Origin of the sequence: Curtobacterium sp. NPDC090223, assembly GCF_044746585.1 — a bacterium.
Classification (GTDB): Bacteria; Actinomycetota; Actinomycetes; order Actinomycetales; family Microbacteriaceae; genus Curtobacterium.
The window spans coordinates 178246-191131 of record NZ_JBIVCN010000001.1; the positions used below are offsets into that span (position 1 = coordinate 178246).

Annotated in this window: 10 protein-coding genes; all 10 read left to right on the top strand. The window is 70.2% G+C overall.

The genetic code is table 11. From position 1 onward, the window contains the following. The first annotated feature begins 94 nt into the window (after nt 1-94). The 10 genes from ACIPJY_RS00790 (at nt 95) to leuS (ending at nt 12846) form a co-directional block, all read left to right on the top strand. A complete protein-coding gene (locus tag ACIPJY_RS00790) occupies nt 95-742 on the top strand; it encodes a TetR/AcrR family transcriptional regulator (RefSeq protein WP_400460580.1) in 648 nt (215 codons plus the stop codon). Between the two features lie 156 nt (nt 743-898). Then, entirely contained in the window at nt 899-1789 is an 891-nt protein-coding gene (locus tag ACIPJY_RS00795) for an ABC transporter ATP-binding protein (protein WP_400460578.1), read from the top strand. Then, on the top strand, nt 1786-2508 hold the full coding sequence (locus tag ACIPJY_RS00800; RefSeq protein ID WP_400460576.1) for an ABC transporter permease: 723 nt from the start codon (nt 1786-1788) through the stop codon (nt 2506-2508). Before ACIPJY_RS00795 ends, ACIPJY_RS00800 begins: the two co-directional genes overlap by 4 nt. After that, nucleotides 2505-3245 carry an ABC transporter permease gene (locus ACIPJY_RS00805; RefSeq protein ID WP_400460574.1) on the top strand — a complete coding sequence of 247 codons (741 nt, stop codon included), beginning with the start codon at nt 2505-2507 and terminating at the stop codon, nt 3243-3245. Before ACIPJY_RS00800 ends, ACIPJY_RS00805 begins: the two co-directional genes overlap by 4 nt. Next, nucleotides 3242-4177: an ABC transporter substrate-binding protein gene (locus tag ACIPJY_RS00810; RefSeq protein ID WP_400460572.1), complete on the top strand. Its 936-nt coding sequence runs from the start codon at nt 3242-3244 to the stop codon at nt 4175-4177. The genes ACIPJY_RS00805 and ACIPJY_RS00810 overlap by 4 nt, the downstream gene beginning before the upstream one ends. 276 nt (nt 4178-4453) lie before the next feature. Beyond that, entirely contained in the window at nt 4454-5866 is a 1413-nt protein-coding gene (locus ACIPJY_RS00815; RefSeq protein ID WP_400460570.1) for a cytochrome ubiquinol oxidase subunit I, read from the top strand. Continuing rightward, nucleotides 5866-6870, top strand: a complete 1005-nt coding sequence (gene cydB, locus ACIPJY_RS00820) for a cytochrome d ubiquinol oxidase subunit II (protein WP_400460568.1) — start codon at nt 5866-5868, stop codon at nt 6868-6870. The genes ACIPJY_RS00815 and cydB overlap by 1 nt, the downstream gene beginning before the upstream one ends. A gap of 2 nt (nt 6871-6872) precedes the next feature. Next, nucleotides 6873-8513 carry a thiol reductant ABC exporter subunit CydD gene (gene cydD, locus ACIPJY_RS00825; RefSeq protein WP_400460566.1) on the top strand — a complete coding sequence of 547 codons (1641 nt, stop codon included), beginning with the start codon at nt 6873-6875 and terminating at the stop codon, nt 8511-8513. Then, on the top strand, nt 8510-10204 hold the full coding sequence (cydC, locus tag ACIPJY_RS00830) for a thiol reductant ABC exporter subunit CydC (protein ID WP_400460564.1): 1695 nt from the start codon (nt 8510-8512) through the stop codon (nt 10202-10204). The genes cydD and cydC overlap by 4 nt, the downstream gene beginning before the upstream one ends. A 101-nt stretch (nt 10205-10305) precedes the next feature. Next, on the top strand, nt 10306-12846 hold the full coding sequence (leuS, locus tag ACIPJY_RS00835) for a leucine--tRNA ligase (RefSeq protein ID WP_400460562.1): 2541 nt from the start codon (nt 10306-10308) through the stop codon (nt 12844-12846). The last annotated feature ends 40 nt before the right edge of the window (nt 12847-12886 follow it).

Consider the following 12886-nt stretch of genomic DNA (forward strand, 5'->3'; position numbering starts at 1 on the left):
CAGCCGTCCTCTGCGAGAGTTGGCCCCGTCGGTCGGCCTCGCCGCTCCGGCACCGCTGACAAACGGCCCGCGGCCACCGCGAGAAGGAGAACACGTGCTCGTCACCGAGGTTTCGAACGCACTGCCGGGGGGATCATCACTGCTCAGGAACGAGCCGGTCCAAGCCCGCAGTTCGGCGCGCCTCGCCGGACTCCTGGACGCCGCTGCCGCGGTGATCGACGAGATCGGGTTCGAGCGGCTCACGACGGCCATGGTCGCCGAGCGGGCGGGGGCGTCCATCGGCACCGTGTACCGGTACTTCCCGGACCGGATCGCCGTGGTCGAGGCACTCGCGATCCGCTGCACGCAGCGACTCGCCTCCCGCTTCGTCGAGGCGCTCGAGTCGAGCGGCGCGACGACGTGGCAGGACGCCTGCGACGCGCTCATCGACATGACGAGCGACATGTACCGCACCGAGCCGGGCTTCCGTGCCATCCGCTTCGGCGATGCGGCGGACTCCGGCGTCGGTGACGCCGAGGACCGCATGGCGGCGCTCGGCGGCGCCGTCGGCACCATCATGCGCGACCGGTTCGGGCTGCCCGCCACCGAAGCGGTCCTGCGCGCCTGGGTCGTGCTCACCGAGTCCGGACACGCCGTCCTCGCACGCGCGCTCCAGGACCGCGCCGCACCGGACACCGCCCTGGTCGAGGCCTACCGCGCGATGACCAAGACGTACATGGCGTCGGTGATCAGCGCGTCCTGACGCACCGCACCAATCCGACCGGCGCCCGCCTCCGAACACCGGGGCGGGCGCTCGGCTGTCCGGGACACGTCACGGATCGTCACGCGACCGAACGGCTGTCGGTGCTGACGGGTACTCTCACTCGGAGTCGGGCTACCTCCTACCAGAAGGGCACCCATGATCGAGTTCCGCTCGGTGCGCAAGACGTACCCGGACGGCACGGCCGCAGTCGAGCGGTTCGACCTCGTCATCCCATCGCGAACCACGACGGTCTTCGTCGGGTCCAGCGGCTGCGGGAAGACGACGCTGCTCCGCATGATCAACCGCATGGTCGACCCGTCGGCGGGTTCCGTGTCGATCGACGGCGAGGACGTCGCCGGCGTCGACCCGGTGAAGCTCCGCCGCAGCATCGGCTACGTGATGCAGAACGCCGGACTGCTGCCGCACCGCAAGGTCGCGGACAACATCGCGACGGTGCCGCTCCTGACCGGGGTGTCCAAGCAAGAGGCCCGCAGTCGCGCCCTCGAGCTGATGGACACCGTCGGCCTGGACCGAGCGTTCGCCGACCGGTACCCCTCCCAGCTGTCCGGTGGGCAGCAGCAGCGCGTCGGCGTCGCCCGCGGGCTCGCCGTCGACCCGAACATCCTGCTCATGGACGAGCCGTTCGGCGCCGTGGACCCGCTGGTCCGCAACGACCTGCAGGACGAGCTCATCCGGCTGCAGCGCGAGCTCGGCAAGACGGTGGTCTTCGTCACGCACGACATCGACGAGGCCTTCAAGCTCGGCGACCAGGTCGTCATCCTGAAGAAGGGCGGCGAGATCGCCCAGCTCGGCACCCCCGCGGAGATCCTCTCCGAGCCGGCCGACGACTTCGTCGCGAACTTCATCGGCGCCGGTCGCGGTCGCCGGGCGCTCCGCGTGGAGCAGACCCCGACGGGGCCGATCGTCGTGGACGGCGACGGCCGGGCCGCCGGTGTCCTCACCGGACCGGTGCAGGTCGTGGACGCGGCGTCCGCGGTGCCGCAGGGCACGTCGGACGTGCCGCTCGGCACGCGGGACACCGCGTGAACTGGGTCACCGGCAACCTCGACACGATCACGTCGAACCTGATCGCGCACGTCTGGTTGTCGATCCCGCCGATCGTGATCAGCTTCGTGCTGTCGGTCCCGATCGGTCTCCTCGTGAACCGGCTGCGCAAGGGCCGGCGCGGTGCCAGGGCGACGGGTTCGACGATCGTCGTGATCGCGAGCCTGCTCTACGCGATCCCGTCGTTCCCGCTGTTCCTCGCGCTCCCGCCGCTGCTCGGCACGAACATCCTCGACCCGCTCAACGTCGTGATCGCGCTGACGATCTACGGCGTGGCCCTGATGGCGCGCTCCGCCGCCGACGCGCTCGACGCCGTCGACCCCGCGGTGGTGAACGCGGCCGAGGCCATGGGGTACTCGCCGGTGCAGCGGTTCTTCCGCGTCGAGCTCCCGCTCGCCGGGCCCGTGCTGCTCGCCGGCATCCGGGTCGTCGCGGTGAGCACGGTGAGCCTCGTGACGGTCGGCGCGCTCCTCGGCATCCCGAACCTCGGCTTCCTGCTGACCGACGGCCTGAAGCGCGGCATCAGCGTGGAGATCCTGACCGGCATCGTCCTGACGATCGTGCTCGCACTGGTCATCGACGCCCTGCTCGTGCTCATCGGACGCCTCGTGATGCCCTGGACCCGGGGGAGCAGCCGCACCGCCCGCAGCGTCCGGCGCCGTGCCGCGGCCGACGTCCGCACCGGGGAGGTGTCCGCGTGAACCTCTTCGCCGGCGCCATCGCCTGGATCTTCGACCCCGCGAACTCCACCGGGTCGAACGGCATCCCCGTCCGTCTCGTCGAGCACATCTGGATCACCCTGCTCGCGGTGGTCATCGCCTGCGCGATCGCGGTGCCGCTCGGGCTCGTCATCGGCCACACCGGCAAGGGCAAGAGCCTGGCCGTCGGGTTCTCCGGCGGCGTCCGCGCGCTCCCGACCCTCGGCCTCCTGACGATCCTCGCGCTCTGGATCGGCCTCGGCATCGAGGCCCCGCTGATCTCCCTGGTGATCCTGGCGATCCCGTCGATCCTCGCCGGGACCTACTCCGGGCTCGAGGCGATCGACCGCGTGACGATCGACGCCGCGCGGGCCCAGGGCATGACCACGTGGCAGCTGCTGACGAAGGTCGAGATCCCGCTCGGGCTCCCGCTCATCATCGGCGGCATCCGTGCTGCGGTGCTCCAGGTCATCGCCACCGCGACCCTGGCCGCGTACATCAACGCGGGCGGACTCGGCGGGTACGCGTTCTCCGGGCTCGCCAACCAGGACTACGAAGAGGTCCTCGGCGGTTCGCTCCTGGTGATCGCACTCGCCATCGTCTTCGAGATCGTGTTCGCCGTCCTGCAGCGGCTCGCGGTGCCGGCGGGACTCACCGCCGCCTCCGCGGGTGATGGACGACGCAACGCTGACAGCTCGGAAAGTCGAGCATCAACCCCCTTGGAAGGAACACTCCAGTGATCACAGCACGTACCAAGCGCCTCGGCGCGACCATCGCGGTCGCGACCGCGGCAGCGATCGCCCTCGCGGGCTGCTCCTCGGGGGACCCGCTGTCCTCCGGTGGCAGCTCGGGCGACTCGAAGTCCATCACCGTCGGTTCGCAGGCGTACCCGTCGAACGAGATCATCGCCGAGCTCTACGCGCAGGAGCTCGAGCACGCCGGCTTCGACGTCACGAAGAAGCTCAACATCGGTCAGCGCAAGGCCTACTGGCCCGAGGTCGCCAAGGGCAACATCGACGTCTTCCCGGAGTACAACGGCAACCTGCTGAACTACCTCCTGCAGACGGACAAGAAGGACACCACGACGGAGACCACGACGGACGGCATCAACGCCGCCCTGAAGGACGAGCTCCCGTCGGGCGTCAAGGCGCTGACCTCGGCCGAGGCGTCCGACTCCGACACCTACACGGTGACCCAGGAGCTCGCGGACAAGTACGACCTGAAGTCGATCGCCGACCTGTCGAAGATCGGTGGCACCATCTCGATCGCCGCGAACCCCGAGTTCGCGACGGCCGCGTACGGTCCGACCGGCCTCAAGGCGAAGTACGGCATCACCGCCGAGGTCAACCAGCAGAACGACTCCGGTGGCCCGCTGACGGTCAAGGCGATCAAGGACGGCGACTCGCAGGTCGCGGACATCTACTCGGCCAGCGCGTCCATCGCCACCGAGAAGCTCGTCACGCTCGAGGACCCGAAGAACCTGGTCCCGGTGAACAACGTCACCCCGATCGTGTCCTCGAAGCTGTCGTCGAAGGCGACCGCGGCGATCGACAAGGTCAACAAGGTGCTGACCACCGAGGCGCTCGTCGAGCTCGACCGGCAGAACTCCGTGGACCAGAAGTCCGCGGCATCGGTCGCGAAGGCCTTCCTCGAGAAGCAGGGTCTGCTGTAAGCACCCTGTTCCATAAATACACGACAGGTGTCGGGCAACAGCCCGGCACCTGTCGTCGTTCGTGGCGGTGGACGCGAGCACAGAAATTCCGCACGGTTGTGCCGTGCACAGGCTGTGCACGTTCGTGCAGTTGAACCTTCTACACGTTGTCGAACCGGGTGTCGGCGCGGTACCGTGGAGACGTCCCAACGGTTGTGACACACCAGAAGTACCCCTTCCACAGGAAGCAACTGACGTGCACCAGCAGCGCGCGGCGTTCCCGATCGGTACAGCCGCATGAACGACATCCTCGATCCCCTGATCCTGTCGCGGTGGCAGTTCGGTCTGACGACGATCTACCACTTCCTCTTCGTCCCGCTGACGATCGGCATGGCCGTCGTCGTGGCGACGTTCCAGACTGCCTGGTACCGGACCGGCCGAGCGCACTACCTGCAGCTCACGCGGTTCTTCGGCCGGATCTTCCTGATCAACTTCGCGATGGGTGTCGTCACCGGCATCGTGCAGGAGTTCCAGTTCGGCATGAACTGGTCGAACTACTCCCGGTTCGTCGGGGACGTCTTCGGTGCACCGCTCGCGCTCGAGGGCATCCTGGCCTTCTTCTTCGAGGCGGCCTTCATCGGCGTCTGGATCTTCGGCTGGGACCGACTGCCGAAGGGCGTCCACCTCGCGAGCATGTGGTGCGTCAGCGCGGGCACGATCATGTCGGCGTACTTCATCATCGCCGCGAACGCCTTCATGCAGCACCCGGTCGGCTACGTCATCAACGAGGCAAAGGGCCGCGCGGAGCTCACCGACATCTGGGCCGTCCTGACGAACAAGGTCGCGCTGGCGGCCTTCCCGCACACGCTGTTCGCGTGCTTCATGGTGGCCGCCGGCGTGATCATCTCCGTCGCGGCGTACCACCTGGCGCGCAACCAGAACCTCGAGACGATGATGCCGGCGCTGAAGTTCGGCCTCTGGACCATGGTGGCGGCCGGCGCGCTCACGGTCCTCACGGGCGACCAGCTCGGCCTGACGATGGTCGACACGCAGCCGATGAAGATGGCCGCGGCCGAGGCGCTGTACAACACCGCGACCGGCAAGGACGCCTCGTTCTCGATCTTCACCCTCGGGACGCCGGACGGCGTGCACGAGCTCTTCTCGATCCGCGTGCCGTACCTGCTCTCCTTCCTCTCGACCCACACCTTCACGGGCACGGTCGAGGGCATCAACAACCTGCAGGCCGAGTACACGCAGGTGTACGGCCCCGGCGACTACAAGCCGATCATCTGGGTGACCTACTGGTCCTTCCGCTGGATGATCGCCCTGGGCGTCGGCGCCGTGATGGTCTCGCTCGCGGGGCTCTGGCTCACCCGCAAGGGCCGCTTCCCGCGGCAGCGCTGGGTGTGGCGGATCGCGACGTGGGCGGTGCCGCTGCCGATGGCGGCGATGATCGTCGGCTGGATCTTCACCGAGATGGGCCGTCAGCCGTGGCTCGTGTTCGGGTTGCTGAAGACCGCCGACGGGGTCTCGCCGAACGTGACGGGGCTCGAGGTCCTGATCTCGCTGATCGTCTTCACGCTGATCTACGGATCGCTGGCGGTCGTGGAGTTCCGGCTGATCAAGAAGGTCGCGCAAGAGGGCCCTGCCGCTCCGGCAGCGGTCGACGAGGAGACCGGTGAGGTCAAGCACGAAGTGACGGTCTACTGATGGATCTCCCCGTTCTCTGGTTCGCCATCGTCGGCCTGTTCTTCGTCGGCTACTTCGTCCTCGACGGCTTCGACTTCGGCGTCGGCATGGCGCTGCCGTTCCTCGGCAAGGACGACACCGACCGCCGCGTGATGATCAACACGATCGGCCCGGTCTGGGACCTCAACGAGACCTGGGTCATCGTCGCCGGCGCCTGCCTGTTCGCGGCGTTCCCGGAGTGGTACGCCACGATGTTCTCCGGGTTCTACCTGGCGCTGCTGCTCATCCTGGCGGCGCTGATCGCCCGCGGCGTCTCGTTCGAGTACCGGCACCAGAACAAGCAGCTGCAGTGGAAGCGCTCGTTCGACCTGATGATCATCATCGGCAGCGCGGTCCCGTCGTTCCTGTGGGGCGTCGCGTTCGGCAACGTCGTCCGGGGCATCCCGATGGACTCGGGCCACAACTACACGGGCACGCTGTTCGACCTGCTGAACCCGTTCGCGCTGCTGACCGGTCTCGCCACGCTCCTGGTGTTCTTCACGCACGGTGTCGTGTTCATCGCGCTGAAGACCGAGGGCGACATCCGCGTGCGGGCCAAGCGGCTCGCGACCAGGGCGGGCATCGTGACGATCGTCGTCGCCGCCGCCTTCCTGGTGTCGATGGCCGTCGTCCGGGCGACCCCGACGTCGCTGGTCCTGTCGGTCGTCGCCGCGCTGGCGCTCGTCCTCGCGGTGCTCTGCAACGCGTGGGGCAAGGAGGGCCGGGCGTTCACGCTGATGGCCGTGACGATCGCCGCCGTGGTGCTCGCGATGTTCACCGCGGTCTTCCCGGACGTGATGCCGGCGACGAACGACGCGGCGAACAGCCTGAACGTCTACAACGCCTCGAGCGGGACGTACACGCTGACGGTGATGAGCTGGGTGGCGCTGATCTTCGTGCCGCTCGTGCTCGCGTACCAGGCGTTCACGTACTGGGTCTTCCGCAAGCGCGTCACGCGCGCCCAGGTCACCGCGGCAGCGCACTGACGATGAAGCCGCTCGACCCGCGTCTGCTCCGCCTGTCGCGTTCCGCGCGCGGCTTCATCGCCGCCGCGGCCGGCACCGGCGTCCTCCGCACGATCGCCACCATCGGCATCGCGTGGGGGATCGCCGCGGCGGTGACGCAGGTCGTCGACGCCCGGAGCGGCATGCCGGACACGTTCGTGCCGACGCTCGCGCTCCTCGGCGCGGCCTTCGTCCTCCGTGCCGTCGCGGCGTGGGCGACCGACGACCTCGCCGCCCGGGCCGCGGCGACGGTGAAGAGCGAGATGCGCTCCACCGTGCTCGCCCGGGCCGCCGAACGGGGTCCGGCGTGGCTCGCCGAGCGCTCGAGCGCCGGCTTCGCGACCACGCTCGGTCCCGGGCTCGACGCCCTCGACGCCTACTTCGGCCGGTACCTGCCGCAGCTCGCGCTCACCGCGATCGCGACGCCCGTGCTCCTCGTCGCGATCGGTCTCGGCGACCTGACGAGCGGGCTGGTCATCCTGTGCGCGCTGCCGGTGATCCCGGTGTTCATGATCTTGATCGGCATGGCGACGCGATCGCTCCAGCAGCAGCAGTCCGACGCGCTCGCCCGGCTCGGCGGCGCGTTCCTCGAGGCGGTCGAGGGCCTCGCCACGCTCAAGGTCTTCGGGCGCGCCCGTCGCCAGGTCGGTCGGATCGGCACCGTCACGGACGAGTACCGCCGCGGGACCATCGGGGTCCTCCGGCTCTCCTTCATGAGCGGGTTCGCCCTCGAGCTCGCCGCCAGCCTCTCGGTCGCGTTGGTCGCGGTGTCGATCGGCATCCGGCTCGTGGACGGCTCGCTCGGCCTCGGTGCGGCGATGTTCGTCCTGGTCCTCGCACCGGAGGCCTTCGCGCCCCTCCGCCAGGTCGGCGCGGACTTCCACGCGGCGCAGGACGGCGTCGAGGCGTCCGGCGCGGTCCTCGACGTCCTCGCCGACGACCGTGCTCCCGCCCGGCGACCGGACGCGCTGCCGGCCGCGGCTGACCTCGTGCTCCGCGGCGTCACGGTGCGTCGGCCCGACGTCGTGATCGGGCCCGTCGACCTCGAGGCGCCTCCGGGCACCGTGGTCGTGCTCGCCGGCCCGAGCGGCTCCGGCAAGTCCAGCCTCATCGCCGCGATCCGCGGGGTCCTGCCGCACGACGGCGCGGTGACCGTGCCCGGCACTGCCGGCACCACCCGGGACGACCGCATCGCGTGGGCCGACCAGCGCCCCCGTCTCGTCCGCGGGACCATCGCGGAGAACGTCGCGCTCAGCGCGACCCCGGCGGCGCCGGCGGTGGGGTCCGCGCTCCGTGCGGCGGGGCTGGGACTCGACCCGGGCCTCCGGGTCGGTGCCGGCGGAACCGGTCTGTCGGGCGGCCAGGCGCAGCGTGTCGCCGTCGCACGAGCCCTGTACCGACACGAGCGCGCCGGCACCCCGCTCGTCCTGCTCGACGAGCCGACCTCGGCACTCGACGCCGACGCCGAGGCGCACGTGGTCGCCACGATCCGCCGCCTCGCCGACGACGGCGCGGTGGTCGTCGTCGCCAGCCACCGACCGGCGGTCGTCGCGGCCGCCGACCTCCGGGTCGCCATCGGCGACACCGGGGTCGTCACGACGCACGTCGCGGGAGCACACGCATGAGCACCACCGACCTGGAGGCCCGGCGCGGCTCCGTCCTGCGGCTCGCGATGCCCCGTGGGCCGGGGTGGGCACGCGCGGTCACCGCCGGTGCGCTGAGTGCGTTGTGCGCCGTCGCGCTGCTCGCGGCGAGCGGCTACCTGATCACGCGCGCGGCGGAGCACCCGCCGATCCTGTACCTGACGCTCGTGATGGTCGGAGTCCGGGCGTTCGCGCTGGGGCGGGCGGCGCTGCGGTACGTGGACCGGCTCGCCGGGCACGACGCGTCGTTCCGGCAGCTCGCGGTGGTGCGCACGGAGATGTACCGACGGCTGGCGTCGGTCGCGCCGGCCGGGCTCGGGACCACCGGCCGCGGTGACCTGATGACGCGGCTCGTCACGGACACCGACCGGCTGCAGGACCTGCCGATCCGGGTCGTCGGACCGCTCGTGTCCGCCGGTGTGGCCGCGGTCGCCTCCGTCGTCGCCGTCGCGCTCGTGTCCCTGCCGGCCGCCCTCGTGCTGTTCGTCGCGCTCGTCGTCGCCGCGGTGCTCGGGTCCGTCGTCACCGCGTCGATCGCCCGGCGCAGCGACGAGACGACGGCCGCCGAGCGCGGCCGCGTCGCCGACCTGGTGCTCGACACGGTCCGCACACTCGACGTGTTCGCCGCGTACGGCACGCTCGACGAGCGACTCGCGCACATCGCGACGCTCGATGCCCGGGTGACCCGCGCGGTGCGCCGCCGGGCCACGGTCGAGGCACTCGTGGGCGCGCTCGTCGGGCTCGTCGGCGGTGCCGCGGTGATCGGGGTCCTGATGGTCGGCGCTCCCGCGGTCGTCACGGGAGCCCTCGACGGCCCGCTCTGGGCGCTGGCGGTGTTCGTGCCGCTCGCGCTGTTCGAGGTCGTCGGTGGCGTGCCGCTCGCGGTGCTGACGTTCCGGCGGGTCCGGGCCGCGGCCGACCGGGTCGAGCAGGTCGTCCCGGCGACGCTGCCGGAGGGGATCGTGCCGGAGCCCGACGCCGACGCCGATCCCGCGTCGCTCGTGGTGGACGGCCCGGTCGCGGTGGCGGTCACCGGCATGACCGTGCGCTGGCCGGGTGCGGCGGTGCCCGCGGTGGACGACGTGTCGTTCTCCCTGCGACCGGGCGAGGTCGTCGTGATCGAGGGCCCGAGCGGCGCGGGTAAGTCGACGCTCGTGGACGCCCTGGTGCGGTTCGTCGAGTACGAGGGCAGCTACACGCTCGACGGTGTCGAGGCCCGGTCGGTGCACCCGGACGCCGTCCGCGCCCGGGTCGGACTCATCGAGCAGGACCCGTTCGTGTTCGACCAGTCGATCCGGCAGAACCTGCTGTTCGCCCGCGAGTCCGCGACCGACGAGGAACTCCTCGCCGTGCTCGCGCGGGTCGGGCTCGGGCCGTGGGTCACGCGACGCGGCGGGCTGGACGCGGGTGTGGGGGAGCGCGGGGCGCTGGTGTCCGGCGGGCAGGCGCACCGCCTGGCCCTGGCGCGGGCCCTCCTGCACGCGTTCCCGGTGCTGGTCCTCGACGAGCCGACGGCCGACATCGACCCGGACCTCGGCGAGTCGGTCCTCCGTGACCTCGTCGACACCGCGAGGGCCGCGGGCAACACGGTCGTCGTCGTGTCGCACGTGCCGGTGCCGCCGGACCTCGTGACCAGGACCCTGCGGATGCGGGACGGCCGCCTGGTGGCGTGAGCCGCCTGGTGGCGTGAGCCGCCTGCGTCGGGCTTATATCCTTGGTGACCGGAGCACGTCCGACGGACGTTCCCCGCGCCTCCAGACCGATTGAGAGTTCCGTGACCATCGAGCAGCCCGTCGAGGACCCGCACGCCTACGACTTCCGTCGTATCCAGGACAAGTGGCAGAGCCGCTGGGAAGAGCTCGGCCTCTTCACCATCGACCCCGAGGACCGCCGTCCGCGGAAGTACATCCTCGAGATGTTCCCGTACCCCTCCGGCGACCTGCACATGGGCCACGCCGAGAACTGGGCGCTCGGCGACTTCGTTGCGCGCTACTGGCGGCAGCAGGGCTTCAACGTGCTGCACCCGATCGGCTGGGACTCCTTCGGGCTGCCCGCCGAGAACGCGGCGATCAAGCGCGGGGTCGACCCGAAGGCCTGGACGTACGCCAACATCGAGCAGCAGAAGGCCTCGTTCAAGCGGTACGCGCCGTCCTTCGACTGGACGACCGAGATCCACACCTCGGATCCCGAGTACTACAAGTGGAACCAGTGGCTGTTCCTCAAGATGTACGAGAAGGGCCTGGCGTACCGGAAGGACAGCTGGGTCAACTGGGACCCGGTGGACCAGACGGTGCTGGCGAACGAGCAGGTCCTGCCCGACGGCACCTCGGACCGCTCCGGCGCCGTCGTCGTCAAGAAGAAGCTGACGCAGTGGTACTTCAAGATCACGGACTACGCGGACCGGCTGCTCGACGACCTCAACCAGCTCGAGGGCCGCTGGCCGTCGAAGGTCCTCGCGATGCAGCGCAACTGGATCGGCCGCTCGGTCGGCGCGGACGTCGACTTCGTCATCGAGGGCCACGACGAGCCGGTGACCGTGTTCACCACCCGCCCGGACACCATCCACGGGGTGACGTTCCTGGTCGTCGCACCGGACTCCGACCTGGCCGCCGCGCTGGTCGCTCCGGCGTCGCCGTCCGTCCGTCAGGCCTTCGACGACTACCTCGTCGCCACGCAGAAGACCTCGGAGATCGACCGGCAGAACGCCGACCGCCCGAAGACCGGCGTGCCGACCGGGCGCTTCGCGATCCACCCGCTGACCGGTGAGCGCCTGCCGATCTGGGCCGCCGACTACGTGCTCGCCGACTACGGCCACGGCGCGGTCATGGCCGTGCCCGCACACGACCAGCGCGACCTCGACTTCGCGCGCACGTTCGACCTGCCCGTGAAGGTCGTCGTGGACACGAACCAGCCCGTCACCGGCGCGATCCCGGTGATCGACCCGTCCACCGAACTGCCGGACCTGAACCCCGCCTCGACGGGTGAGGCACTCACCGGGCAGGGCCGGATGATCAACTCCGGGCCGCTCGACGGCATGTCGAAGCAGCACGCGATCACCGCGGCGATCAAGCTCCTCGAGGAGCGCGGGACCGGTCGCGCCGCCAAGACGTACCGCCTGCGCGACTGGCTGATCTCCCGCCAGCGCTTCTGGGGCACGCCGATCCCGATCATCCACGGCGCCGACGGCACCGAGTACCCGGTGCCGCTCGACCAGCTGCCCGTGCGGCTGCCCGACACCGACGGGCTCGACCTCAAGCCGAAGGGCACCTCGCCGCTGGGGGGCGCGACCGACTGGGTCAACGTCCCGAACCCGGTGGACGGCACCCCGGCGCTCCGCGACACCGACACGATGGACACCTTCGTGGACTCGTCGTGGTACCCGTGGCGCTTCCTGTCGCCGAACGACGACACGCAGGCGTTCGACCCGGAGCTGGCACGCAAGTGGGCTCCGGTCGACCAGTACATCGGTGGCGTCGAGCACGCGATCCTGCACCTGCTGTACGCCCGCTTCGTCACGAAGGTCCTGTTCGACCTCGGCTACCTCGACTTCACCGAGCCCTTCTCGGCGCTGCTCAACCAGGGCATGGTGCTCTCCGGCGGCTCGAAGATGTCGAAGTCGAAGGGCGGCGTGTCCCTCGGTGACGAACTCGACGCGCACGGCGTCGACGCGATCCGCATGGTGATGGGCTTCGCCGGGCCGCCCGAGGACGACATCAACTGGGAGGACGTCTCCCCGGCGGCCTCCGCCCGGTTCCTCGCCCGTGCCTACCGCCTGGCGACCGACGTCACGTCGACGCCGGACGCCGTGTGGGCCGAGGGCGACCGCGCGCTCCGGCAGGTCACCCACCGGTTCCTGGCCGATGCGCCGGGGATGATGGAGTCGTTCAAGTTCAACGTCGTGATCGCGCGGCTGATGGACCTGGTGAACGTCACCCGCAAGGCGATCGACAACGGTCCGGGCGCCGGGGACCCCGCCGTCCGTGAGGCCGTCGAGACCATCGCCTTGGGTCTCAGCGTCTTCGCGCCGTACACCGGCGAGGAGATGTGGGAGCGTCTCGGCTACACGTCCTCGGTGGCGACGTTCGGGTGGCGGAAGGCCGACCCGACGCTGCTCGTGCAGGAGACCCTCACCGCGGTGGTGCAGGTCAACGGCAAGGTGCGTGACTCGTTCGAGGTCTCGAAGTCGATCGAGGCGGACGAGCTCGAAGGCCTCGCGCGGTCGTCGGCGAACGTACAGCGGTACATCGGGGAGCGGGAGATCGTGAAGGTGATCGTCCGCGCGCCGAAGCTCGTGAACATCGCCATCAAGGGGTAGCGCGCTCCTCCGGTCCTTCCTGCACAGGGCGGGGCCTGGT

What these genes read in the sequence shown, in the direction of transcription:
- ACIPJY_RS00795 (WP_400460578.1), top strand. Translation starts at nt 899, where the DNA reads ATGATCGAGTTCCGCTCGGTGCGCAAGACGTACCCGGACGGCACGGCC.
- ACIPJY_RS00815 (WP_400460570.1), top strand. Translation starts at nt 4,454, where the DNA reads ATGAACGACATCCTCGATCCCCTGATCCTGTCGCGGTGGCAGTTCGGT.
- cydB (WP_400460568.1), top strand. Translation starts at nt 5,866, where the DNA reads ATGGATCTCCCCGTTCTCTGGTTCGCCATCGTCGGCCTGTTCTTCGTC.
- cydD (WP_400460566.1), top strand. Translation starts at nt 6,873, where the DNA reads ATGAAGCCGCTCGACCCGCGTCTGCTCCGCCTGTCGCGTTCCGCGCGC.
- cydC (WP_400460564.1), top strand. Translation starts at nt 8,510, where the DNA reads ATGAGCACCACCGACCTGGAGGCCCGGCGCGGCTCCGTCCTGCGGCTC.